The organism is Burkholderia latens (assembly GCF_902499045.1).
Classification (GTDB): Bacteria; Pseudomonadota; Gammaproteobacteria; order Burkholderiales; family Burkholderiaceae; genus Burkholderia; species Burkholderia latens.
This window is the reverse complement of the sequence record NZ_CABVPL010000001.1, coordinates 64,166-87,712: the sequence shown is the minus strand read 5'-3', so window position 1 is coordinate 87,712 and position 23,547 is coordinate 64,166. Positions and strand designations below refer to the sequence as shown.

The 23,547-nt window shown below is 67.1% G+C and carries 18 protein-coding genes and 1 pseudogene; 6 read left to right on the top strand and 13 right to left on the bottom strand.

Features of this window, described 5'->3' with window-relative positions:
- Nucleotides 1-83: 83 nt before the first annotated feature.
- Nucleotides 84-1,058: a fimbrial protein gene (locus tag BSE24067_RS00390; protein WP_151062821.1), complete on the bottom strand. Its 975-nt coding sequence runs from the start codon at nt 1,056-1,058 to the stop codon at nt 84-86.
- A 575-nt stretch (nt 1,059-1,633) separates the two neighbouring features.
- Here BSE24067_RS00390 and BSE24067_RS00385 point away from each other — a divergent pair.
- Nucleotides 1,634-1,982 (top strand): annotated as a pseudogene (locus BSE24067_RS00385) (helix-turn-helix domain-containing protein).
- Nucleotides 1,983-2,017: 35 nt separating this feature from the next.
- Here the strand turns inward: BSE24067_RS00385 and BSE24067_RS00380 are convergent.
- Nucleotides 2,018-3,430 carry a discoidin domain-containing protein gene (locus BSE24067_RS00380; RefSeq protein WP_151062822.1) on the bottom strand — a complete coding sequence of 471 codons (1,413 nt, stop codon included), beginning with the start codon at nt 3,428-3,430 and terminating at the stop codon, nt 2,018-2,020.
- 317 nt (nt 3,431-3,747) lie between these two features.
- Here BSE24067_RS00380 and BSE24067_RS00375 point away from each other — a divergent pair, with 317 nt between their 5' ends.
- Together BSE24067_RS00375 and BSE24067_RS00370 are read left to right on the top strand one after the other, a co-directional pair.
- On the top strand, nt 3,748-5,169 hold the full coding sequence (locus tag BSE24067_RS00375) for an aminotransferase-like domain-containing protein (RefSeq protein ID WP_151062823.1): 1,422 nt from the start codon (nt 3,748-3,750) through the stop codon (nt 5,167-5,169).
- Nucleotides 5,170-5,177: 8 nt separating this feature from the next.
- A complete protein-coding gene (locus tag BSE24067_RS00370) occupies nt 5,178-6,005 on the top strand; it encodes an ATP-dependent serine protease (protein ID WP_170297413.1) in 828 nt (275 codons plus the stop codon).
- A gap of 168 nt (nt 6,006-6,173) precedes the next feature.
- Here BSE24067_RS00370 and fdhA read toward each other — a convergent pair whose 3' ends face one another.
- From fdhA to BSE24067_RS00330, 8 genes are all read right to left on the bottom strand, one after another.
- The gene (fdhA, locus tag BSE24067_RS00365) at nt 6,174-7,370 is read right to left on the bottom strand and encodes a formaldehyde dehydrogenase, glutathione-independent (RefSeq protein ID WP_151062825.1); all 1,197 of its coding nucleotides are present in this window, start codon (nt 7,368-7,370) and stop codon (nt 6,174-6,176) included.
- Nucleotides 7,371-7,675: 305 nt separating this feature from the next.
- A complete protein-coding gene (locus BSE24067_RS00360) occupies nt 7,676-8,866 on the bottom strand; it encodes an HlyD/EmrA/EmrK family protein (protein ID WP_151062827.1) in 1,191 nt (396 codons plus the stop codon).
- A complete protein-coding gene (locus BSE24067_RS00355; RefSeq protein ID WP_174904665.1) occupies nt 8,866-10,686 on the bottom strand; it encodes an efflux transporter outer membrane subunit in 1,821 nt (606 codons plus the stop codon). The genes BSE24067_RS00360 and BSE24067_RS00355 overlap by 1 nt, the downstream gene beginning before the upstream one ends.
- Before the next feature lie 8 nt (nt 10,687-10,694).
- The gene (locus tag BSE24067_RS00350) at nt 10,695-11,633 is read right to left on the bottom strand and encodes a glycosyltransferase family 2 protein (RefSeq protein WP_151063002.1); all 939 of its coding nucleotides are present in this window, start codon (nt 11,631-11,633) and stop codon (nt 10,695-10,697) included.
- A 10-nt stretch (nt 11,634-11,643) separates the two neighbouring features.
- The gene (locus tag BSE24067_RS00345) at nt 11,644-13,233 is read right to left on the bottom strand and encodes a DHA2 family efflux MFS transporter permease subunit (protein WP_151063003.1); all 1,590 of its coding nucleotides are present in this window, start codon (nt 13,231-13,233) and stop codon (nt 11,644-11,646) included.
- Nucleotides 13,230-14,513 (bottom strand): glycosyltransferase, encoded by a 1,284-nt coding sequence (locus BSE24067_RS00340; RefSeq protein WP_151063004.1) that lies wholly within the window; start codon nt 14,511-14,513, stop codon nt 13,230-13,232. Before BSE24067_RS00340 ends, BSE24067_RS00345 begins: the two co-directional genes overlap by 4 nt.
- A gap of 17 nt (nt 14,514-14,530) precedes the next feature.
- Nucleotides 14,531-15,100 (bottom strand): methyltransferase family protein, encoded by a 570-nt coding sequence (locus BSE24067_RS00335; RefSeq protein ID WP_151063005.1) that lies wholly within the window; start codon nt 15,098-15,100, stop codon nt 14,531-14,533.
- A gap of 67 nt (nt 15,101-15,167) precedes the next feature.
- Nucleotides 15,168-16,070, bottom strand: coding sequence for an alpha/beta fold hydrolase (locus tag BSE24067_RS00330; RefSeq protein ID WP_151063006.1), 903 nt, complete (start codon nt 16,068-16,070; stop codon nt 15,168-15,170).
- 716 nt (nt 16,071-16,786) lie between these two features.
- On the opposite strand from BSE24067_RS00330, the gene betI reads away from it, so the two are divergent.
- From betI to betA, 3 genes are read left to right on the top strand one after another with little or no spacing between them, the layout of a single operon-like run.
- A complete protein-coding gene (betI, locus tag BSE24067_RS00325) occupies nt 16,787-17,371 on the top strand; it encodes a transcriptional regulator BetI (RefSeq protein WP_151063007.1) in 585 nt (194 codons plus the stop codon).
- 32 nt (nt 17,372-17,403) lie between these two features.
- Nucleotides 17,404-18,873 (top strand): betaine-aldehyde dehydrogenase, encoded by a 1,470-nt coding sequence (gene betB, locus BSE24067_RS00320; protein WP_151063008.1) that lies wholly within the window; start codon nt 17,404-17,406, stop codon nt 18,871-18,873.
- Between the two features lie 22 nt (nt 18,874-18,895).
- Nucleotides 18,896-20,596 carry a choline dehydrogenase gene (gene betA / locus BSE24067_RS00315; RefSeq protein ID WP_151063009.1) on the top strand — a complete coding sequence of 567 codons (1,701 nt, stop codon included), beginning with the start codon at nt 18,896-18,898 and terminating at the stop codon, nt 20,594-20,596.
- 80 nt (nt 20,597-20,676) lie between these two features.
- Here the strand turns inward: betA and BSE24067_RS00310 are convergent, their stop codons facing one another.
- The 3 genes from BSE24067_RS00310 to BSE24067_RS00300 form a co-directional block, all read right to left on the bottom strand.
- A complete protein-coding gene (locus BSE24067_RS00310) occupies nt 20,677-21,801 on the bottom strand; it encodes a hypothetical protein (protein WP_151063010.1) in 1,125 nt (374 codons plus the stop codon).
- 237 nt (nt 21,802-22,038) lie between these two features.
- Nucleotides 22,039-22,542 carry an activator protein gene (locus tag BSE24067_RS00305; RefSeq protein ID WP_151063011.1) on the bottom strand — a complete coding sequence of 168 codons (504 nt, stop codon included), beginning with the start codon at nt 22,540-22,542 and terminating at the stop codon, nt 22,039-22,041.
- A gap of 124 nt (nt 22,543-22,666) precedes the next feature.
- On the bottom strand, nt 22,667-23,491 hold the full coding sequence (locus BSE24067_RS00300) for an OmpW/AlkL family protein (RefSeq protein ID WP_151063012.1): 825 nt from the start codon (nt 23,489-23,491) through the stop codon (nt 22,667-22,669).
- Nucleotides 23,492-23,547: the final 56 nt, after the last annotated feature.

Genomic DNA, 23,547 nt, shown 5'->3' with positions numbered 1-23,547 from the left:
TCGTGCTTCGCGCTCTGTAGGCTCGCTGGCCGCGGCAGCCGGCAGAATATTGGTGCGATTCGGCTAGCCTCCGTATCCCGGCGCTACTGGTAGGAGATCCCGAACGTCACGCGTGAATTTACCGTGCCCGGTGCCACATTGGGCGATGTAACGACGTATTCCGCATTCAGGTCGAGCGTTCCTTCGCTGCCGACAATCGACGCCATGCGTTTGCGGTCTGTTCCGCTCGGCGGGACGACACCATTGTCGTCGGCACTTCTCAAGTAGAGCGCAACGCCACGGGCCGTGCCCGTGTTGGCGAGCGCATTGGCATTGCTCGAATCCGCCGTGCCGGTGAACGTGAATGCAGCCCCTTTTACGCCTTCATCGCATTGCCGGACTTGCAGCGAAAACGGGACACGCCCGACGGTCCCGCCGACCGGCGGCAATTTCGACAGTACGATCGGTGACAACTTCACGGTCTTCGTCTCGTCCCCGACGCGCAGCGAGCACGTTCCTCTCGTGAACTTGACGCTGCCGTTGATCAATCGTCGAAAGTTCCTGTAAGGATTTTCATTAGCCCCCCCGTCTCCATCCATCTGAAAAATCGCATAGTTTGCTATATCGGCCTTTCCCGTTTGCGGAGCACTCCCCTTTCGCAGCAGAACGATCGAATACGAAATATTAAAAGTAGCAGTATATGCCATGGGTCTATTATCCCAAACAGTAGTTGAAAATCCAGTAGGAATTCGACCACTCGACTGCGTATATGTTTTCCCGTTATATACAATTCCGACTTCAACACCACTCGCCAAAACAGTCTTCGCCGGATTAACCCAAAAATTCACCCCCTCCCTAACAGCCGACGAACACCAGATGGTTTCCGTGATTACCGGAGACTGCCATATCACGTACGCGTCGGGCGTTGATGCCAATACGTACAAGTCGCTCGGCAACGTAGTAGTGGCGACCACCGCTCCTCCCATGTCACCCAGGTAACAATTCAGCGCATAACTTTTCGACTGAATAAACAGGGAAAATGCGAAAACACAAGCCAATTGCGAAATCAGTTTTTTCATATCATCAACATATCCGGTTCACATCCTCACACGCGGACAAACGGCCTCGAAATCCGGATTTCTCCAATTTCGCACGACATCGATGGCGGCTCTTCGTGTCGGACCAACTCCAACCGCTCCCGCAGAAATCGATGTGCTCGCGGGCATACGGGAAACAAGCAACGGCATGGCTTCGCGATTTCAAGCGATCGGGCCACGTACCATGGCGGGAAGCACGCGGACGACGTGCGGTTCAAACCTGCCCGATGCACGGCCGCGACGAATGAGGACACAACCGGGTGAGCGTTCTTGCGTCCGCACGCGGCCACTAAAGGTGCGAGCGCGATTATGCGTTTGCGCTCCGATGTTCAAAAAGTCGCACTATTCTAGAAATTCCGAGCCGCATCACGAAATATGACAAGTACTAAAAGATCAAACAAAACGCCGGTTCCAGTACGATAAGACAGCCAGGTGTTTCTGACACCCGTCCATCAATCCGCGAAATTCTGGGCACTCCGCGGGAAAAAGGGCGCCGTGACTGGCGGCTCGGCGCTCGAGACGAAGATGAACACGACGATGTCGAAGCGATCTCGCTGATGAAAACCAACATCGGGGAGCTCGCACGGCTCGCGAACATGTCGCAGCGGCAGTGGCAGCGGCTGTTCCGCGAGCACCTCGGGATGACGCCGACGCACTACTACCTGCCGCTGCGGCTGCGGCGCGCGCGAACTGCTGCTGCAGACCGACATGTCGATCATGCACATCACGATGGCGTGCGGCTTCCAGTCGGCGTGCCACTTCAGCAAGAGCTATCGCGACACGTTCGGCGTCGCGCCGACGCGTGAGCGACGCAAGCAGGTTGCGCCGCTTGCGCAGGGGTGGCTGCGGCCGGGCCGGCGTTTCCGGTACATGCGATTCATGCGTGAAGTAGGCGCGGTGCGATAAAAAAAGCGGCCTTGAAGGCCGCTTTCCATTTGCGCTTACGATCCCCACACCTGCATTTCGTCGAGCGAATACCCCCACTGCGTCGCCCGCTTCGTGCCGAGCATCCGCACGTAGCGGCCCTGCGCGTTCAGGTTCGGCAGCGTGACGTGACCGTACGACACGCCGTTGTTCGTCGAATAGACCGTCGTCCAGTTCACGTTGTCGTTCGACGTCTGGATCTGGTAGGCGAGCGCGCCCGCATCCCAGTAGAGATCGACGCCGCTGATCTTCTTCACCGCGCCGAGGTCGACGGAGATCCATTGCGGATCGACGCCCGCGCCTTCCGGCGAATCCCAGCGCGTGCTCGTCGTGTTGCCGTCGAACGCCTTGTCGGCCGTCAGCGTCGCGTTGTAGCTCGCCGATGCGGCGGCAGGATGCCCTTGCGACAGCAGCGTCGGCTGCGCGACCGCCGGGCCGCCGTAGTAGTTCGATCCGAGCTTCGCCTTGTTCGAACCGGCATTGACGCCGAACTGCGACAGGCTCCAGCGCTGGCCCGTCGTCACGTCGCCGACGTAGATCTGATAGCCGCCCGCCGTCGTCGACGAGAAGAACACGTAGTTCGTGCCGTTGACCGGCGCCGGGTCCGAGTTGTTGCTCATGCAGTCGTTGATCGGCAGCGCGTTCGGCGTCGATGCCGGATCCGCGGTCTTCGCATAGATCTGGTCTGCGCCGCCGCTGTCCTTCCAGCGCGCGTAGAACACCATGCCGTCCGCGCGCACGGCCGGGTAATAGGTCTGCAGCCCGGCCGGATGATCGAACGTGACGGCCTGACCGGTCGCGATCGTGCGCTTCATCAGGCCCATGTTCGAGCCGGTGCCCGTCGCGTAGTACACGGCGCTCGCGTCCGGCGCGAGGAACGGCATCGAGTATTCGGCGCCGGCCGGCGCGTTGGTCAGGCTCACGACCGACGTGAATACCGGGCCCGCGCTCGTGTACGACAGCGTGCCCTGCTTCACGTCGCCGTTCTGCTTGAACACGAGCGTCTTGCCGTCGGCGCTGAACTTCGGATCCTCGTTGCGCGTCGCACCGGTGCTGTGCGTCATGTTGACGGGCGCCGTGCCCGCGCCGAGCTGCACCATGAACACGTTCCATGCGCCGTTGCTGATGCCCATGAACGCGAGCCACTTTCCGTCGGGGCTGAACACGCCGTTCATCGGATCGGTGATGCCCCACGTGCTCTTGCTGAGCTGCGTGAGCGTATGGGCGGAAAAGTCATACAAGAACAACTGGCTCGTGCCGTCGCCGTACTTGACGTAGCTGTGATAGACGAGCTTGCCGGTGAGTGCGGCGGGGAACGATGCGTTGGACTGAGTCGGGGGATTGCTGATGCAGGCGGCGAATGCGGTGTTGCTGAACAGGCTGACGGTGATGCCGGCCGCGAGGCTCGCGGCGAAAAACTTCAATTTCACGCTATTTATTTCCGGATAAAGGTGAAGACGCCGTAGACAAGGCCCCGCGCACGGTGCGCGGTGTCACTGATCCGGTTGGGCTCCGTATCGATCAGGCATCGGGAATGAAGCTTGCGCAGAGAGCGGGAACAAACCTTGCGCAAGCGTCGGGAATGAAACTTGCGCAGCATGCCCGTGCGCTTGTCTGATGAAAAGACTCAGATTGTTCAGATAGTTTGCGGATCAGCGGCGATGCAGCAGTGTTTGGGGCGGGATTGAATGCGGCGAACGCCGTGCTACTCTTTTTTCAGCGACGGCCTGTGGGCCGGAGGGCAGGCATGAAGCGATACGCGGAGCTCGCACAGACGATCGCCGACGCGATCCGGCGCGGCGACCTCGCGGCAGGCGCGCGCATTCCCACGGTGCGCGCGGCTTGCCGTGCCTATCGGGTAAGTCCTTCCACGGTGTTTCGCGCGTACTACACGCTGGAAAGCGAGGGACTGATCACTGCACGCGCCCGCTCCGGCTATTTCGTTTCGAATCTTCACGACAAGCGCGTGCGCGAAAGTCACGACTCGCCGCGCAAGCCGGGCGCGGCGCAAACCGGTGACGACGGTGCGCTGTTCCAGTTGATCGACTCGCTCAAGCGCGACGACATCGTGCCGCTCGGCTCCGCGTTCGCGAGCTACTCGCTGTTTCCGATGAGCAGTCTGTGGCGGTTTGCGGCGTCGGCGGCGCGCAACATGGACCGCTCGAAACTGCTCGCCGGGCTGCCGCCCGGCCACGAAGCGCTGCGCCGCCAGATCGCGTCGCGCTATCTGAACGCGGGCGCGTCGTTGCCGATGGACGAAATCGTCGTCACGACCGGCGCGGCCGAAGCGCTGACGCTGTGCCTGCAGGCGCTCACGCGTCCCGGCGACATCGTTGCGATCGAGCGCCCGGCGTTCCCCGCGGTGTTGCAGACCGTGCAGCGGCTGCACCTGAAGGCGATCGAAATCCCGGTCGACCCGCGCACAGGCCTCGATCTCGACGCGCTCACCGACGCACTCGACGCGCATCCGGTGCGCGCGTGCTGGTTCATGACGTCGTTCCACAATCCAACCGGCGCGACGTTGCCCGACGAGCGCAAGCGCGCGCTGGTCGATCTGCTCGCGTCGCGCAAGGTGCCGCTGATCGAGAACGACGTATACGGCGAACTGCACTTCGGCCCGACGCCCACCCGCCCCGCGAAGCACTATGACGACGACGGGCTCGTACTGCATTGCAGCTCGTTCTCGAAATGCCTTGCGCCCGGCTTCCGCGTCGGCTGGGTCGCGGCCGGACGCTATGCGAAACAGGTCGGGCACGTGAAGAATGCCAGCGCGCCGGCAGCGGACGTGCCCGCGCAACTGGCCATCTCGAGTTACCTGCGCGACGGCGCGTACGACCGCTTCCTGCGCCGGCTGCGGCGCAATCTGGCCGCGCACCAGGCGCAGATGCTGGCGGCCGTTCGCGCTTACTTTCCGGCCGACACCGAGGTCTACGCGCCGCGCGGCGGCTATTTTCTGTGGATCGAATTGCCGCCGCACGTGGATGCGATGCAGTTGTTCGATGAAGCGATGGAGAACGGTGTGAGCGTTGCCCCCGGTCCGATCTTTTCGGTGACGGGCGCCTTTCGCCGTTATGTCCGGCTGAACTACGGCCGGCCGTGGACCCCTGCCGTCGAGGACGCGATGCGCACCATCGGTACGCTCGCGGGGCGGCAACAGCAGACGAGGTAGCAACGACCATGCGAGTCCTTCCCAACCGGAAAGTCCGCACACGCGACACGCTGCGCGGCACCCTGTCCCTGCGGGCCGAGCCGCGCGGCGCCGTCAGCCAGCGCTGCCGGCAGTGCGGTTTCCTGGCGTTTCGCGCGCGCGAGCAGTGCCCCGTCTGCGGACTGGGAAACTGGCCGTTCGCACCGCTCGGCGACGCGCGCTACGACACGCAGCCGGCCCCCGCGATGCACGCCACGCACCCGACGCAACCGGCGCCGACGTGGTCGTCGCGTGTCGCCGCCGCGGTGCGCAGCGCCGCGCAGCGGCGGCCGCGCGCATCGAGCGCGCCGCTGCTGAGCATCGTGACGCTCGTGCTGATGGTCGGCGGCTATGTGACGTTCGACCGGATGTGCCGGTCCGATCCCGTCTGTCGCGGCCAGGGCGCGCCTGACGCGGCAACGATCCATGCCGGCACGCATGCCGCGGATCCGGCGCCGGCGCAGCCGGTCGCGCCCGCCCCCGTCTTCGCATTGCGTCCGGACGACGGCTCCCGCCCCATCGCGAACGAGCCGGTGCTCACGGCCGCCGCGCCACCCGATGCCGATACCGGCAAACCAGCGCGGGCGACCGGACACGCGACTGCACGCACGCCCGGACGCGCGGCGACGACGCTCGCGCGGCACGCGCCGGTACGCGGGCCGGACAGCGCGCGCGGCGGCATTCGCGTCGCCGACTGGAAAGGCGGCGTCCCGGCACGGCGCCCGCATGCGGTTCGGCGCGTGAGCACGCACGCACGCCACGGCCACCGCGCCGCGGCGACCGAGACTCAACTGGCAGAGCTCTACCGCGGCCACTGAGCGCATCGCGCGACGGTTCGATGTGCCGGACCGGCGCGCCATGATCGGGATTCACCGATACCCGAGCCTCACGCTGACGCGACGCGACGCGACGTGACGTGACGCACCCAATAAAAAACGGGCGGCGCCGTTTCCGGTGCCGCCCGCTGCTTGCGTGCCGCGCGTGCGTCAGGCCGCGAGCAGGCCGTGCGGATCGATCACGAATTTCCGCGGCGCGCCGCCGTCGAACTTCTTGTAGCCTTCCGGCGCCTGGTCGAGCGAGATCACTTCGACGTTGACGATCTTCGCGATCGGCAGCCGGTCGAACAGGATCGCCTGCATCAGGTTGCGGTTGTACTTCAGCACCGGCGTCTGGCCCGTGAAGAACGAGTGCGACTTCGCCCAGCCAAGGCCGAAGCGAATGCTAAGGCTGCCGTGCTGCGCGGCCTTGTCCTTCGCGCCCGGATCGTCCGTCACGTAGAGGCCGGGGATGCCGATCGCGCCGGCCGGGCGCGTGATTTCCATCAGCGAATTCAGCACCGTCGCGGGCGCTTCCTCGGAATGGCCCGACGAACCGTGGCCGTGCGCCTCGAAGCCGACGCAGTCGACCGCGCAGTCGATCTCCGGCACGCCGAGGATCTGCTCGATCTGCTCGCCGAGCGACGCATCCTTCGACAGATCGACCGTTTCGAAGCCCATCGCCCGCGCGTGCGCGAGGCGTTCCGCGTTCATGTCGCCGACGATCGTCACCGCCGCGCCGAGCAGCCGAGCCGATGCAGCCGCAGCCATCCCGACCGGGCCCGCGCCCGCGATATAGACCGTCGAGCCGGGCTTCACGCCCGCGCTGACCGCGCCGTGATAACCGGTCGGCAGAATGTCGGACAGGCAAGTGAGATCGCGAATTTTCGCCATCGCCTGGTCGCGGTCCGGGAATTTCAGCAGGTTGAAGTCCGCATACGGCACGAGCACGTACTCGGCCTGGCCGCCGATCCAGCCGCCCATGTCGACGTAGCCGTACGCGCCGCCGGCACGCGACGGGTTCACGTTCAGGCAGACGCCCGTATGCGTGTCCTTGCACATCGCGCAGCGGCCGCATGCGACGTTGAACGGCACCGACACGAGATCGCCGATCTTCAACGTCTCGACGTCCGGGCCCACCTCGATCACTTCGCCGGTGATCTCGTGACCGAGCACGAGGCCGATCGGCGCGGTCGTGCGGCCGCGCACCATGTGCTGGTCGGACCCGCAGATGTTCGTGCTCACGACTTTCAGGATCACGCCGTGGCCGATCGCACGGCCGGTCGGATCGACCATCTTCGGATAATCGATCTTCTGAACTTCGACCTTGCCCGGCCCAAGATAGACGACACCTCGATTGCTGCTCATCGTATTGTCTCCATGTCTCGTTGGATGGCGTCGCGATGCGTCGGCGGATGCGGACACGCACGCAACTGCTGTTCGAGAGTAGTCCCGGAGGCAGGGGCGCCGATGTCTCAAACCCGACATGCGTTTGAACGGCGCCGACATCGATGGCGGAAATGCGAAAGTCGGGGCGGGAACGGGCGCGTGTATGACGGGCGGGAATGCGCGGCCGCGATGCCGGCCGGGGCGTGATGCGCTGCGATTCGGCCGGCCCGCCGCTCGGGCCGCGCGGTCGCGCGCGCGGGGCCGGCGCGGCGCTTGATCACGTCCTAGCCGCCCTGATTCTCGCGGATGATGGCCGCGGCGGCCGCTTCCGCGTCGCTCGCGACACCGTCGTGCACGCGCGTGCTGACGGCCGGCGTCGGCGGCTCGCTGTCAAGCGCGTGGCCGTCGCGGTTGCGCGTGTCGACGGTCGCGCGCATCGACAACCCGACCCGCAGCGGATGCGCTGCCAGATCGCGCGGATCGATCGCGATCACGACCGGCACGCGCTGCACGACCTTGATCCAGTTGCCGGCCGCGTTCTGCGACGGCAGCATCGAGAACGCACTGCCGGTGCCGGCCGAAAAGCCCTGCACGCGGCCGCGATAGACGACGCGTGATCCGTACAGGTCTGACACCACGTCGACCGGCTGGCCGACGCGCATGTGACGAATCTGCCCTTCCTTGAAGTTCGCTTCGATCCACAGCCGATCCAGCTGCACGATCGACATCAACGGCACGCCCGGGCCGACCTGCTGGCCGGCCTGCACCGAACGCTGGCCGATCGTGCCGTCGACCGGTGCGACGATCGTCGTGCGCTTCAGGTTCCGGTACGCGAGCTTGAACTGCGCGGCCGCCTGCACGACGGCCGGGCTTTCATCGACGGGAAGCCTGGTGCCGAGCGCGCGCGCGGCTTCGAGCTGCGCGTGCGCGGCCGCGAGATTCGCCTGCGCGCCGGCCACGGCCGCGCGCGCACGCGCGAGTTCCTCGGGCGCGACGATCTCGACCGACGCACCCGAACGCGCGGCAAGCGCGCGCTGCGCGAGCGACAGATCGGCCTGGCGCGCGTTCACGGCCTCCACGTACATCGTGTTCGAGATCTTCGCGTTCGCGACCTGCCGCACGGCCTGCACGAGTTGCGCCTTCGCCTGCGCGAACGCGACGGACGCCTCCGTATCGTCGAGCTTCACGAGCGTCTGCCCCGCGCGCACGGCCTGCGTATCGGCGACCAGCACGTCGGTCACGGCGCCCGGGATCTGCGCGGCGACCTGCACGATGCTGCCGGCAACGTACGCGTCGTCGGTGTCCTCGTAATAGCGGTCGTGCAACAGCCAGAACGCGATCCAGACGAGCGCGGCCAGCAGCACGAGCGCGAAGAACACCGTGAAGCGCTTGCGGCGCGTCGCGCGGCGCGCATCGAGCGCCGGGTCGGTCAGTGCGGCCGGCTGCGCGGCGGTATGAAGATTGTCGTGGTGCATCAGTCGCTTTGCGTAACGATCAGGCGGTCATGCTGAAACAGCGGAATCACGGGCGCGCGCGGAGCGGCGGCGACGGCGGGGACCGCATTGCGCACGCGCGTGCTCGTTTCGATGCTCGCGCTCGAGGTGGCGGCGGTCGTGCCGCGCGATGCCGCGAGCGCCGCCGGACGGCCGGTCTGGACTGGATGCGCGGCGGCCTCGCTACCCGATGCAGCCGCGCGACGCGCTTGCGTGCCGGCGTCCGTCGCATTGCGCGCGACAGAATTCGCCATCGCGCCGCGCTTCGCCCGCACGTTTTGCGCGCTACCTGCGGCACGCGCAGGCGTAGCCGCCGCAGTACCCGTTGCGCCCGCATCGAATCCGCCGCCGAGCGCGCCGATCAACCCGACGCGCAGCGCGCGCTGCTTGCCGAGCAACGCGATCAGCTGCGCGCGCTCGTCGATCAGCGTCAGATCCGCGACATCGACGTCCTTCTGCATCAGCACGCCGCGCCGATGGCGGTCGGCCGCGATCTGCACGATCTTCTGCGCGGCGGTCACGGCATCCTGCTGCTGCGCGACGAGCGTCTGCGCGGTCTGCAGCGACGTGACGATCTGCGCGACCTGCCCGAGCGCGTCGTCGACGGTCTTGTTGTACAGCCCGATCGCGACGTCGGCCTGCGCGACGTCCGCGCCGAGCTTCGCCTTCAGCCGGCCTCGATCGAAAATCGGCAATGAGACGGCCGGGCCGACCGAGCCCGCGAGCGAGTCGCGCGAGAACAGCGATGCGGGCGTCAGCGCGAACACGCCGCCGAGCGCAACGAGGTTCACGTCCGGATAGAACTGCGCGCGCGTCGAATCGGCGTTCGCGAACGCGGCCTCGACCCGCAGCCGCGCGGCGACGATATCGGGCCGGCGGCCGAGCAGATCGGCGGGCAGCCGCGCGGGCAGCGCGCCGCCGGCGAACGCGCCGACGCGCGGCCGCTGCAGCGACAGCCCGCGCTCGGGGCCGCGGCCGGACAGCACGCCGAGCTGCAATTGCGCGAGCTTGATCTGCTCGTCGTTCAGCGCGATCTGCGCGAGCAGGCGGCTGCGCTTGATCGACGCATCGCTCGCGTCGTACGCGTTGTCGAGGCCGCGCGCGGTACGTTCGCGCAGCACGGCCGTCACGCGCTGGCTGATCTTCAGTTTCTGCTGCAGCAGGTCGCGCACCGCGTACGCCTGATCGAGCTGGCAATACACGGTGACGATCGCGACGGCGAGCGTGAGCCGCACCTGCTCGGCCTCGACGGCCGCCGCATCGCGCATCGACATCAGGCTCTTCGTCGCCGCGCGGTTCTTGCCCCACAGGTCGAGCTGGTAGTTCAGCCCGACGAACACCGACGACGGCGACACGACCGGATCACCGAAGATCTCGACCGGCACGCGATAGCCGCCGGCCGATACGTCGGCGATGTCGCCCGGCTTCGGCATTCGCGCGCGGCTGACCGTCGCGCCCGCGGTGCCGGTCAATCCCGTCAGCGCATCGAACTGCTGAAGCTGCGCCTGTGCGATCCGCAAGCGCGCCTGCGCAACCTGCAGATCCGGACTGTTCTGCGCGGCCTCGGCGACGAGTTCGTCGAGTTGCGGATCCTGCAGTTGCCGGACCCAGTCGGGCGCGGGCCACGCGCCGTCCGCGCCGGGCCCGGTGGTCTGCGCGAGCGCGTCGCCGGCCGGCGCGCGCAGCGACAGCGACGGCAGAAACCCCGACGGCACGCAGCCGCCCAGCGTCAGCAGCGCTGCCGCCGCGACGATCGTCCAGCCGCCCCGCGTTGCACGCGCCGCCTTTCCGATGCGTTTCATCGCGCGCCTCATCCTTGCCGGACGCGCTGCGCGCGAGCGGCGAGACGCGGCCGCGCGCGCTCGAGCGGGCCGAGTCGTCCGAACAGACCGTCCGCGATGCCGCACAGGATGCCGGCGAGCTTGTCGCGCTTGTCGCGCTCGACGAGCGCGATCTGCACGACCTGCCACACGGTCAGCAGGTTCGGCACGATCGCCACCGGAAAACGCAACCCGTACTGGATCCCGAGCTGCACCGCATTGCGCGCGCTGTAGTAGCGTCGTTGCCACGAGTGATTCATCGACGTCATTTCGAAAGGGCCGAACGCATGACGCTGCTTCGCGCCGATCCGGTGCGGCAGCACCAGCGACGGCACGACGTACAGCGGCACGTTGCGCGCGAGCGCGCGGAAGCTGTACTCGGTGTCGACGTGATCGATGAACAGCGTCTCGTCGAAGCGGCCGAGCACGTCGAACGCGGCGCGCGACACGACGCAGCCCGACGAGATCAGGAATGCGCAGCGCTGCGGCGGCGCATCGGGCGCAAGGCTCAGCCGGCGCAACCCGAGCCCGTTCGTCGCGAGCGCCGGCAGGAAGCTTTGCGCGTTCTCGTCGAAGATGCGCGGGCCGGCGAGGAATGCGCGCGCGGCGAGCGTCGCGCAAACATCGCTCATCGTCGCGAAGTAACCCGCAGGCACCGACGAGTCCTGATCGAACAGCGCGACGGCATCGACGCCGTCGCCGAACAGCGCGGCCAGTCCCGCGTTGTACGCGCCCGCGATCCCGTCGCGATTGCCGTGATGCAGCAGCGCGATGCCGTCGCGCGCGCACAGCTCGCGCGCACGCTCGTCGGGCTGCGGCGTATTGTCGACGACGAGCAGCGCGTCGCACGCGTGCCGCCACGCGCCGAGCGCCGCGAGCTGCGCGCCGCTCGGGTGATACAGGATCACGAGTGCGCCGAGTGTCGTCATGCCGCTCTCCTCAATGTCCGAACGAAGCCGCCGCGCCGCGCTTCGGCCGCGTCAGCCACATCATCGCGGCGAGCACGATGCAGGTCATGCTCGCCATCCGGAACATGTCGCCCGTCGCCATCATGTATGCCTGCTGCATCACGACCTGATGCAGCGTCGACAGCTCGCGCACGCCGTCGACGCCCATCGCGTTCAGCGTGTGCACGAAGCGCTGCGTGTTGGCGGACGCGTGCGTGACCGACTGCGACACGACGTCGTAGTGATAGGTCGCGCGGTTGTCCCACAGCGTCACGCTCATCGCGGTGCCGAAGGCGGCCGACAACGTGCGCAGGAAGTTCGACAGGCTCGATGCGGCCGCGAGCCGGTCGTCCGGAATGCGCGACAGCGTCGCAGCGGTCAGCGGAATGAAGAAGCATGGCAGCCCGATGCCCTGGATCAGCCCGGGCGCGGCGATCTGCAGGAACGTCATCTTCAGCGTGAAGTGCGCGTCCCACGCGAGCACGGCCGCGAACACGACGAAGCCGAACGTCGCGAGCACGCGCGCATCGAAGCGGTGCGCGTGCAGGCCGACGAGGATCGAGAACACGAGCGCGAGCACGCCGAGCGACGCGGTCGCGAGCCCCGCATGAAACGCGTTGTAGCCCATCACCGCCTGCATCCACAGCGGAAACACGACGCCGACCACCGAGAAGCTCATCATCCCGAGCGAGATGATCAGCACGCAGAACGAGAACGTGCGGTCGCGAAACAGGCTCAGGTCCACGACCGGATGCGCTTCGCCCGCCTCCCAGATCAGCAGCGACACGATCGCGAGCGCCGCGACCACCGCGAGCGCGACGATCAGCGGCGAATCGAACCAGCCCTTGTCGTGGCCGAGATCGAGCATCGCCTGCAGCGAGCCGACGCCGATCACGAGCAGCACGATGCCCGGCACGTCGATCGGGCCGGCCGCGCCGCGCTGCGCGTCGGGCCGCAGCATCGCGGTGCACACCGCGAACGAGAACAATCCGATCGGCAGATTGATCAGGAAGATCCACGGCCACGAGAAGCTGTCGACGATCCAGCCGCCGACCACCGGCCCGAAGATCGGCGCGAGCAGCACCGTCATCGCCCACAGCGCGAGCGCGATCGTGCGCCTGTCCGGCGCAAACGTGCGCAACAGGATCGTCTGCGACAGCGGCACCATCGGCCCCGAGCACAGCCCCTGCAGCGCACGGCACACGACCAGTACGTGCAGGTCGCGCGCGAGCCCGCACAGCAGCGACGTCAGCGTGAACAGCAGCACCGCGCCGACGAACAGCCGCAGCTCGCCGACGCGCCGCGCGAGCCAGCCGGTCAGCGGCACCGCGATCGCAGCCGCGACCGAATACGAGCTGATGACCCACGTGCCCTGACTGTTCGACACGCCGAGGCTGCCGGAAATCGCCGGCACCGCGACGTTCGTCACCGTCGAGTCGAGCACTTCGATGAAGGTCGCGAGCGACAGCGCGAACGTGAGCAGCGCGAGCCGCGCGCCGCGCACGGGCTGCGTGGCGGCGGATACGGTTGCGCCCGCATCGGGGGCGGCGGATCCGTGCCGAAGCGGCGATGCCGTGCTCATGCGCCCGCCGCCACGACAGTGCCCGATGCCGGCACGCGGCCACGCTTCGGCGCGAAGCGCTCGATGAAATCGGCGGCCGTCTCGCAGCCGTCCGGCGCGGCCTGGATCAACGCACGCGCGCGCTGCGCATGGACCGCGAATTCGGGTTCCCCGAGTACGCGCGCAAGCGCTGCGCCGATGCGCGCGCCGTCGACGGGACCGTCGACGCGCACACCGCAGCCGCTCGCCACGACGCGCTGCGCATTGTCGAACTGATCGTGCGCGAACGGCGTCACGACCTGCGGAATGCCGGCTTCGAACGCGAACGCCGCGGTGCCGATCCCGCCGTGATGCACGAGCGCGCGGCACCGCGGCAGCAGCGTGCGCATCGGCACGAAGCGGCGCACCAGCAGCCGGTCGTCACCCGGCGCCGTATCGTGCGGGCTCAACAGGATGCCGCGTACACCAGTGGTTCGCACCGCGTGCGCGACCGCGCGCGCATAAGCGGCGTGATCGACGAGCGTCGACCCGGCCGTGAACACCACGGGCGGCTCGCCCGCCGGAAGAAACGCGTCGAGCGCGGGGTCGTCCGCGGGCGCGGCGACGTCGTTGAACAGCGGAAAACCGCTCTGCAGACAATGCGCCGGCCAGTCGCGCTGCGCCGGCGCGAACCAGTCCGGAAACAGGCACAGCACGCCATCGGTCGAATGCAGCCAGCGGCCGAGCACGCGCCGCGCGGGCGCAAGCCCGAGTTCGCCGCGCACCGCATTGAGCGCCGGCCCGCACACGCGGTCGAGCACCTGCCGCTCGATCAGCGTCATCAACGCCGCCTTCACCGGCAGCGGCCAGCGCGCGGGAATCGTCAGGCGCGGATGCGTCGGCGGCACGTACGCGGACAGCAGCGTCGACGGCGATACCTGCACCGACACGTACGGTGTGCCGTGCAGCTCCTGCATGAAGCGCGCGGAAAACGCCCACAGCGTGCCGACCAGCACGGTGTCGCAATCGGTCAGCGCGCGCAGCGCGTCGTAATGCGGGCGCAGCACCGGCGCGATCACCTGCCACAGCGTGCGGAACGACGTGCGCGGATCCCACAGCGCCGGGTTCGCCATCGCGGCGTCGTACTCGGCGGCGGTGCCGACCGGCACGAACGCGAAGCCGCAACGGCGCACAGCCGCCTCGAACGGCGGATGCGTGCAGAACGCGACCTCGTGGCCGCGCGCCGCGAGCACGCGCGCGACGCCCAGCAGCGGATGCACGTCGCCCGCCGAGCCGATCGCCGTCACGATCACCTTCGCCATCGCGCGCCTCGCAGGAATCAGTAGAAGCCGGGAATCAGCGCCGCGACCTCGCGGCGGTACTGGGTATACGCCGCGCCGAAATAGCCGGTGAGCCAGCTCTCCTCCACGCGCACCTTGTACGCGAGCGACGCGAACACGAGCGCGACGCCGAGCGCGCCGCGCCATTCGCCGCCGATCAGCGCCGCGCCGACCAGCGCGATCAGGCAGCCGGTGTAGATCGGATGGCGCACGAGACCGTACGGGCCGGTGCGCACGAGTTCGTGGTTTTCCTTCAGCGTGACGGACACGCTCCAGTTCGTGCCGAGATGCAGGCGCGCCCATACCGAGAACAGCAGCCCGGCGACGAGCACCGCGAGCCCGCATTGGGCCTGCAGGCCGAAGCGGTGCCAGTCGGGGGCGAGCGCCTGCCACGACGGATCGGGCAGGATGATCAGCGCGCCGCCCACGATGAGCGGAATCGACTGCAGCGTGCGCGAGCGCGACGCCTCCTTGCGCACGGTCGTCTTCACGGCCTGCGACGTCGCAACCCAGTAAGCGAGCCACACGGCCCACGGAACGACGATGGCGATGGTCTGAACGATATTCACGGCTGGCCTGCCTCGTGTGGATGGGAATTCGGACGCGCCCGATGGGCCCGGTGCGCGCAGTGCTGGATTACGACGACAGCGCCGGCATCGGCGCGGACACGCACGCGTGCGCGGCGCCGAGCGCGATGCCCGCGGCAGCGGGCGGCGCATCGCAGAAGAAGCCGAGCAGCGCCGCGCGCGTGTTCTCGCGCTGTGCACGCCCTTCGATGTCGAGGAAATGGCCGGCGTCTGGAATCGTCGCGAAGCGCGCGCGCGGCACGTGCGCGGCGAGTTGGCGAACGTCGGCCGGCGTCGTGTATTCGTCGCGCTCGCCGTTCAGAAACAGCAGCTCGCAGCCGATGTTCGCGAACTCGCTCAGGTAACGCTCGGGTTGCAGCGACAGGATCTGATCGACGTGGAATGCAACCTGGTCCTGCTCGTCGCGCGGCAGGCGCGTCAGATAGCGGTAGTTGTACAGCTTCATGATGCGCGGCAGGTAGCGGCCGACCGTATCGTTCAGCAGCTGCGCGGCCTTCAGGTTCTCGCCGGCCGCGATGTAATCGCGCGCGCGCGTCACGTAGTCGACCATCGCGTCGTTCAGGAACGGCGAGAACGAGCAGATCGCCGCGCGCCGCACGCTCGGGCAGCCGCGCGCGAGCGCGAACAGCGACGCGACGCCGCCCCACGACACCGACACGAGGAACGCCGGCGCGAAGCGCTCGACGAGGTACTGGAGGATCGCGGCCTCGTCGTCCTTGGTCAGGATGGAGCAGCCGGGGTTGTGTGCGCGTGACTGCCCCGCATACGGCAGGTCGAAACAGATGGTGTTCATCCGCTCGCCCAGGTACTGGACGGTCTGCCCGAACGACGCGGTCGTCGCGAGCGCGCCGTTGACGAGCATCGCGGTGTCGAACGACGGGTCGAACACGTTCCGTTCGACGTAGACCTTCAGACCATTCGGCAGCGGGACCACGTGTTTTTCGGTCGGCATCGTCGTTCTCCGGTGGATGCGGCGTCTCGGCGTCGCGGCATGCTGCAGGTGCGCAATCGCTGGCGCGGGCCGCGTCGCAGTCATTGCACGCGCCCATTGCCGACGCACCGCGGCAAATGCGCGCGGCGCCGATTCATTCCTTGCAGTGCGGCGCCATACTAATACGGGCAATATTACTTACTCAAGTCATTCCAACGATTCCCTCTACTCCGTCTGGAAATATGCCCGATTCAAATTTTTCCAGCACTTTTTATGGTATGCGGAATCGAATACGGCGGATCGCAATCGTTTGCGCGCCGCCGCGCAAACATCGGGATAACCGCGATATTTCCTTTATATTCAAAGCACTACTTCGCTTAAATCGCCCGATTGAAACGGATTTCATAAAATTACCGATGCGGCCGAAACGCATTCGAAGTCGAGAATTCTCGAAAATCTCACATAACGCGACATTCTTTCATGTTGTAATGAATCGAATTCGGAAACTGTTTCGCCTATTGCGTCATCCGCATTCGATTTGTTTTAAACAAACTTGAAATTATTTAACCTCCTTTCAATTCGTTTTTCCGCATCCGCACAATGGTTACGACGACCGGGTCGGGTCGTTGCCAGCCGCATTCCCGTCCGACCCTGGTTTTTTGTTGATTGAACGTTCAATAAAAAACCGCTAAGCTCTCGACTTCCAGCAACGGCCCGTCCGGGCGAAGGGAGTCGCGATGCCGAAAGTCGGAATGCGGGAGATACGCCGTGCACAGTTGATCGACGCGACGCTGCGCTCGATCGACGAAGCCGGCCTGCCCGGCACGACGCTCGCATCGGTCGCGCAGCGCGCGAACATCTCGACGGGCATCGTCAGCCACTACTTCGGCGACAAGGACGGCCTGCTCGAAGCGACGATGCGCCACGTGCTGCGCGATCTGTGGGCTGCCACCACGCAACGCCGCATCGCGGCCCGCAAGGATCCGCGCTCGCGGCTGCGCGCGATCGTCGCCGCGAACTTCGACGACACGCAGGTCAGCGCGCCCGTGATGAAGACGTGGCTCGCATTCTGGTCGCAGAGCATGCACGACGCGATGCTCAAGCGGCTGCAGCACGTCAACACGCGCCGCCTCCATTCGAACCTGTGCGCCGAATTCGCGAAGGCGCTGCCGCGTGCGAAGGCACGCGAAGCCGCCAGCGGCCTGGCCGCGCTGATCGACGGCCTGTGGCTGCGCGGCGCGCTGGCCGGCGGCCCGATCGACACCCGGGCCGCATTGAAGCTCGCCAACGATTACATCGACCTGCTGCTCGCGTCCGACTGACGCGCGACGCAGTCGCCCTCAAGGAGATCCTCATGTCCGTATACGGTTTGCAGCGCCTCTACATCGGCGGCGGTTACGTCGACGCCACCAGCGGCAAGACTTTCGACACCTTCGATCCTGCCACCGGCGAACTGCTCGCACAGGTGCAGCAGGCGAGCGCGGCCGACGTCGACCGTGCGGTCGCGTCGGCGCAGGACGGCCAACGCGAATGGGCGGCGATGACCGCGATGCAGCGCTCGCGCATCCTGCGCCGCGCGGTCGAGCTGCTGCGCGAACGCAACGACGAGCTCGCGGCGATCGAGACGCGCGACACCGGCAAACCGATCGGCGAAACGCTCGCGGTCGACATCGTCACCGGCGCGGACGTGATCGAGTACTACGCGGGCCTCGCGACCGCGATCGAAGGGCTGCAGGTGCCGCTACGCGCCGAGTCGTTCGTCTATACGCGCCGCGAGCCGCTCGGCGTGTGCGCGGGCATCGGCGCATGGAACTACCCGATCCAGATCGCGTGCTGGAAGACGGCGCCTGCGCTCGCGGCCGGCAACGCGATGGTGTTCAAGCCGAGCGAAGTCACGCCGCTCACCGCCCTGAAGCTCGCGGAGATCTACACCGAAGCCGGCGTGCCGGCCGGCGTGTTCAACGTCGTGCAGGGCGACGGCTCGGTCGGTGCGCTGCTCACCGGCCATCCGGACATCGCGAAGGTGTCGTTCACCGGCGGCGTCGAAACCGGCAAGAAGGTGATGTCGCTCGCCGGCGCGTCGTCGCTGAAGGAAGTGACGATGGAACTCGGCGGCAAGTCGCCGCTGATCGTGTTCGACGATGCGGACCTCGACCGCGCGGCCGACATCGCAGTGACCGCCAACTTCTTCAGCTCGGGCCAGGTCTGCACGAACGGCACGCGCGTGTTCGTGCACCGCTCGATCAAGGACGCATTCACGCAGAAGGTGCTCGAACGCGTGAAGCGCATTCGCGTCGGCAAGCCGACCGACTCCGGCACCAACTTCGGCCCGCTCGTGTCGGCCGCGCAGCTCGACAAGGTGCTCGGCTTCATCGAAAGCGGCAAGGCCGAAGGCGCAAAGCTGCTCGCGGGCGGCACGCGGCTGACCGACGACCACTTCGCCAACGGCCAGTACGTCGCGCCGACCGTATTCGGCGATTGCCGCGACGACATGAAGATCGTGCGCGAAGAGATCTTCGGGCCGGTGATGAGCATCCTCGATTTCGAATCGGAGGACGAAGTGATCGCCCGCGCGAACGACACGCACTACGGCCTCGCGGCCGGTGTCGTGACCGAGAACCTGTCGCGCGCGCACCGCACGATCCATCGCCTCGAAGCCGGCATCTGCTGGATCAACACGTGGGGCGAATCGCCGGCCGAGATGCCGGTTGGCGGATACAAGCAATCCGGTGTCGGACGCGAGAACGGCATCACGACGCTCGAACACTACACTCGCATCAAGTCGGTACAGGTCGAGCTCGGCCGCTACAACCCGGTGTTTTGAGAACGAGAGGAGTGACCCCGTCATGACGACACGCGAATACGACTACATCATCTGCGGCGCCGGTTCCGCGGGCAACGTGCTCGCGACGCGCCTGACGGAAGATCCGAACGTCACGGTGCTGCTGCTCGAAGCGGGCGGCCCCGACTACCGCTTCGACTTCCGTACGCAGATGCCGGCGGCGCTCGCCTATCCGCTGCAGGGCCGCCGCTACAACTGGGCGTACGAGACCGACCCCGAGCCGCACATGGACAACCGCCGGATGGAATGCGGCCGCGGCAAGGGGCTCGGCGGCTCGTCGCTGATCAACGGGATGTGCTACATCCGCGGCAACGCGCTCGACTACGACAACTGGTCGACGCACAAGGGGCTCGAGAACTGGACGTATCTCGACTGCCTGCCGTACTTCAAGAAGGCCGAGACGCGCGACATCGGCCCGAACGACTATCACGGCGGCGACGGCCCCGTGTCGGTCACGACCAGCAAGCCAGGCGTGAACCCGCTGTTCGAGGCGATGGTCGATGCGGGCGTGCAGGCCGGCTATCCGCGCACCGACGACCTGAACGGCTATCAGCAGGAAGGCTTCGGCCCGATGGATCGCACCGTCACGCCGAAGGGCCGCCGTGCGAGCACTGCGCGCGGCTATCTCGACCAGGCGAAGGCGCGGCCGAATCTCGAGATCGTCACGCACGCGCTCGCCGATCGCATCCTCTTCGACGGCAAGCGCGCATCGGGCGTCACGTACCTGCGCGGCAGCGAGCGCGCGAGCGCGCATGCACGCCGTGAAGTGCTCGTGTGCAGCGGCGCGATCGCGTCGCCGCAACTGCTGCAGCGCTCGGGCGTCGGCCCCGGCGCGTGGCTGAAGGAACTCGACATTCCGGTCGTGCTCGATCTGCCCGGCGTCGGCCAGAACCTGCAGGACCACCTGGAGATGTACATCCAGTACGAATGCAAGGAGCCGGTGTCGCTGTATCCGGCGCTCAAGTGGTGGAATCAGCCGAAGATCGGCCTCGAATGGATGCTGAACGGCACCGGCCTCGGCGCGAGCAACCACTTCGAAGCGGGCGGCTTCATCCGCACGCGCGACGACGACCCGTGGCCGAACATCCAGTATCACTTCCTGCCGGTGGCGATCAACTACAACGGCTCGAACGCGATCGAGATGCACGGCTTCCAGGCGCACGTCGGCTCGATGCGCTCGCCGAGCCGCGGCCGCGTGAAGCTGCGCTCGCGCGATCCGAACGATCATCCGAGCATCCTGTTCAACTACATGGCCGAAGCGCTCGACTGGCGCGAGTTCCGCGATGCGATCCGCGCGACGCGCGAGATCATGCGGCAGCCCGCGCTCGACCGCTATCGCGGCCGCGAGCTGAACCCCGGCGCCGACTGCAAGACCGACAAGGAGCTCGACGCGTTCGTGCGCGCTCGCGCGGAAACCGCGTTCCACCCGTCGTGCTCGTGCAAGATGGGTTATGACGACATGGCCGTGGTCGACGAAGAAGGCCGCGTGCACGGGCTCGAAGGGCTGCGTGTCGTCGATGCGTCGATCATGCCGATCATCACGACCGGCAACCTGAACGCGCCGACGATCATGATCGCCGAGAAGATCGCGGACAAGATCCGCGGCCGCCAGCCGCTCGCGCGGGCGGACGTCCCCTACTTCGTCGCGAACGGCGCGATGGCGCGCAACGTCGCGAAGGCGGTGCGGCAACCGGAGACGGTGTAACCGCGCAAGCGCCCTTCGCCGGGCGCGGCGGCCACGACGGGCACGGCTCGCGGCGTTCTCGCCGCGGGCCGTTTTTCATTTCACTGGACGCGCCCGTCGCTCATGCCGAAGCGCGTGATGGACGCCACGGCCCGGCGCACGCGTTTTGCGCGCACGATCGGATTCGATCGCGACGTCAGGCTCATCGCGCCGCGCAACCGGTCGAACGCGGCGTCTTCGTTCCCGCCGAAGCGGCCGACTGCCGGCCATGCGAGCGTTTCATCGAGCCAGATCTTCCACGCGTCACCGTGAAAACGGCGCGCGAATTCGCGCACCATGTCGGGCGCCGCGATCACGATGCCGGCCAGCAGGTAGTACGCCCAGAAGCTGCCGGCGCCGACGAGCCGCTCGAGCCGGCACACGGACACCGCCGCGAGCAGGCCGTCGGCGGATCCGAGATCGGCGCGCCGTTCGCGGATCGCGCGTGCCACGAGATTGTGCCGGCCGCCGTACGCGGCGGCCGAAATCCCTTCGCCGGCGGCCAGCTCCGCGCTGAACATCGCGAGCGCGGCCAGTTCGTCGATGTGCGCGGCATCGTCGCGCGGCCCGCAGACCCGCAACACGATTGCGTCGATGATCGCGCCCGGCCGCGCCGACGGCGCCGCGCACGCCGCCGCGGCGGCCGCGCGTCGTTCTCCAAGGTTCCTCGCAGACGGCTGTTCGTCGATCGCGGATCGTTCGTGTTCTTCGTGCCCGGTAACGCCGTCGCGGCCGGTTTCGACGCCATCGGCAATTCGCTCGAGTGCGGCCCAGCCGTCATCGGGGTCGTCGAACGCCCACGCGTCGATGAAACCGTACGCGGTTTCGAATACCGCGCGCGATCCCGGGCAGCATCGTTCCGCGTGCGCAAGCTGCTGCGCGTCGGGCACGTGCATGCATGCGTCGAGCGGGCCGGTCACGTTGCATGCGCAACCGCTGCCGTCCGCGGCCATCCACGGCGCGAATGCATGCAGCATGGCGATCGCGCCGTGCGACAGGTTCGCGCCCGATTGCACGCGTGCCGCGGCGACGGGCGACGGCGGGGCGATCGTTGCGCCGGCGTCGCCCGCCGCGATGCACGTCGCGCCATTCAGATGCTCGATCAGATACTGCAGCCACGCTGCCGTGCGCAGCCGGTCGGGCGTCGCACCGCGGGCATCGCCATACTTCGCGGGGTCGGTGAGCATGGTGGTCCGGAATGGTTCTGACAAATCGGAATCGTCGTCGTGTATTGGCCGACGCACGCGGCACGGCACATCGCGCCGGCCGCTGCATGGCCGCCCGCGCCGGATCGCGATGCGGGCGGCCATCCGTTCGTCACGCCGATACGCGCGACGATGCGGACCCATCGCGAAACCGGAACGCCCGCCGCGCATCCTTGCACGGCCCTCGTATTGGCAAGCGCCCGGCGTCGATCGCGATGCTTACTGCACGTGGAACTTCGGCGACGTGGCGACCGTGCCGCTGACCGCACAGTCCGGCGTCAGCACCGCGTTGTTGAACGTCAGCGACGAGTTCGGATCGCTCCACGCCGTCACCACCTTGCTCGGCCCGCAGGTGCCGAGCAGCGTGACGCTCACCTTCGCGTTGTTGATCGACAGCTGCGCCGTGCTGTCGGCCTGGCCCGTCCACGGCGCCGCACTCGTCGCGCTGCCGCTGATCAGGCCGCAGGTCGCGCCGCCCGAGAACGTCGTCGACGTGATGCTGACGATGCCCGTCGACGTGATCGTGCCGTTGAACGTCGCGTTGCAGCTCGCGTTGATGGACCCCTTGCTGAGCGTCGTGATCCCCGACGCGGAGAACGGTTCACCGTTCGGATTCATCGGCTGACCGTCCGCGCGCGACACCGTCACCGCGAACGCGGGCGCGGCCGAAGCCGCGGTGAATGCCACTGCAGCAACAAGCGATACGATTTTGCGAATGCTCATTTGCACTGCCCCCTCTCTCATCACAAATGGCGGCACGCCGCCGGGAACGCGACCGTCCGGCCGGATTGCGCCGGTCCAGCCAGTCGCAGGAAAACCGCCGGCGCACCGATGCGCGCCGAACGGCTCAGAACTTGTAGGAAATCCCGACGAACGTGATCAGCGGATCTGCCTTCAACCGCGTGCGCGTGGTCGCGAGCGTCGAGCCGTCGGCGGCCTTGATCACGAGCGACGAGTAGGTCTTCAGCGGCATGTACGTGAGCGTCGCCGTCAGCCCCCAGTGCTTGTCGATCGCATAGCTCGCGCCGACGTTGTAGACCGGCGTGAACGATGACGACGCCTTGCCCTCCACCGACGTCGGCCCGGGCTTACCGGCGCCGGCCGCGAGCACGCTGCCGAGGTTCTCGTTGATGTCCCTTGCGAAATTGCCGTTCAGCTCGATGTTGCTGAACCAGCTGTAGGCCACGCCGATCCCGACGAACGGCCGAAACTTCGCGGTCGGCGCATTGAAGTAGTACTGCAGAATGATCGTCGGACTCCATTGCCGCGCGTTCTTCACGGCCGGCTGGTTCGACGTCTTGTCCATGTCGACCGAGCCGAGCGCGCCGGACGGACCGGGCGGCCGGATCACGCCGTGCCCGGTCAGCGTGAATTCCGGCGGAATGCCGAGCACCGACGTGACCGCGATATGGTCGGTGAAGAAGTGCGTGAGCGTGAGGCCGACCGTATCGGCGTTGTTGACGGTCAGGCTCGTGCCCGGCGACGTGAACGATCCGGGCAGCCGCAACGGCCCGTTGATCGGCATGCTCGCGAGGTTCGTCGTCAGGCCGTTGGTCGAATCCTGCGGCATGATGTGCAGCCAGCCCAGCGTCGCGACGTTGTCGCCCGCCTGCTGGGCCGATGCGAGCGTCGACACGCCTGCGACGACACCCGCGACAATCAGCTTCTTCATGAAGTCTCCCCTCATTCTGTCCGGGCGGCGCCGCGCACTGCGCGCAGCACCGCCGT

Excerpts from the sequence above, each read along its gene's own strand:
- fdhA (WP_151062825.1), bottom strand. The coding sequence starts at position 7,370 with ATGAGCAGCAATCGAGGTGTCGTCTATCTTGGGCCGGGCAAGGTCGAA.
- BSE24067_RS00300 (WP_151063012.1), bottom strand. The coding sequence starts at position 23,491 with ATGAAGAAGCTGATTGTCGCGGGTGTCGTCGCAGGCGTGTCGACGCTC.
- BSE24067_RS00360 (WP_151062827.1), bottom strand. The coding sequence starts at position 8,866 with ATGCACCACGACAATCTTCATACCGCCGCGCAGCCGGCCGCACTGACC.
- BSE24067_RS00390 (WP_151062821.1), bottom strand. The coding sequence starts at position 1,058 with ATGAAAAAACTGATTTCGCAATTGGCTTGTGTTTTCGCATTTTCCCTG.
- betI (WP_151063007.1), top strand. The coding sequence starts at position 16,787 with ATGCCGAAAGTCGGAATGCGGGAGATACGCCGTGCACAGTTGATCGAC.
- BSE24067_RS00310 (WP_151063010.1), bottom strand. The coding sequence starts at position 21,801 with ATGCTCACCGACCCCGCGAAGTATGGCGATGCCCGCGGTGCGACGCCC.
- BSE24067_RS00370 (WP_170297413.1), top strand. The coding sequence starts at position 5,178 with ATGCGAGTCCTTCCCAACCGGAAAGTCCGCACACGCGACACGCTGCGC.
- BSE24067_RS00375 (WP_151062823.1), top strand. The coding sequence starts at position 3,748 with ATGAAGCGATACGCGGAGCTCGCACAGACGATCGCCGACGCGATCCGG.
- betA (WP_151063009.1), top strand. The coding sequence starts at position 18,896 with ATGACGACACGCGAATACGACTACATCATCTGCGGCGCCGGTTCCGCG.
- BSE24067_RS00350 (WP_151063002.1), bottom strand. The coding sequence starts at position 11,633 with ATGACGACACTCGGCGCACTCGTGATCCTGTATCACCCGAGCGGCGCG.
- BSE24067_RS00305 (WP_151063011.1), bottom strand. The coding sequence starts at position 22,542 with ATGAGCATTCGCAAAATCGTATCGCTTGTTGCTGCAGTGGCATTCACC.
- BSE24067_RS00355 (WP_174904665.1), bottom strand. The coding sequence starts at position 10,686 with ATGAAACGCATCGGAAAGGCGGCGCGTGCAACGCGGGGCGGCTGGACG.
- betB (WP_151063008.1), top strand. The coding sequence starts at position 17,404 with ATGTCCGTATACGGTTTGCAGCGCCTCTACATCGGCGGCGGTTACGTC.
- BSE24067_RS00340 (WP_151063004.1), bottom strand. The coding sequence starts at position 14,513 with ATGGCGAAGGTGATCGTGACGGCGATCGGCTCGGCGGGCGACGTGCAT.
- BSE24067_RS00345 (WP_151063003.1), bottom strand. The coding sequence starts at position 13,233 with ATGAGCACGGCATCGCCGCTTCGGCACGGATCCGCCGCCCCCGATGCG.
- BSE24067_RS00330 (WP_151063006.1), bottom strand. The coding sequence starts at position 16,070 with ATGCCGACCGAAAAACACGTGGTCCCGCTGCCGAATGGTCTGAAGGTC.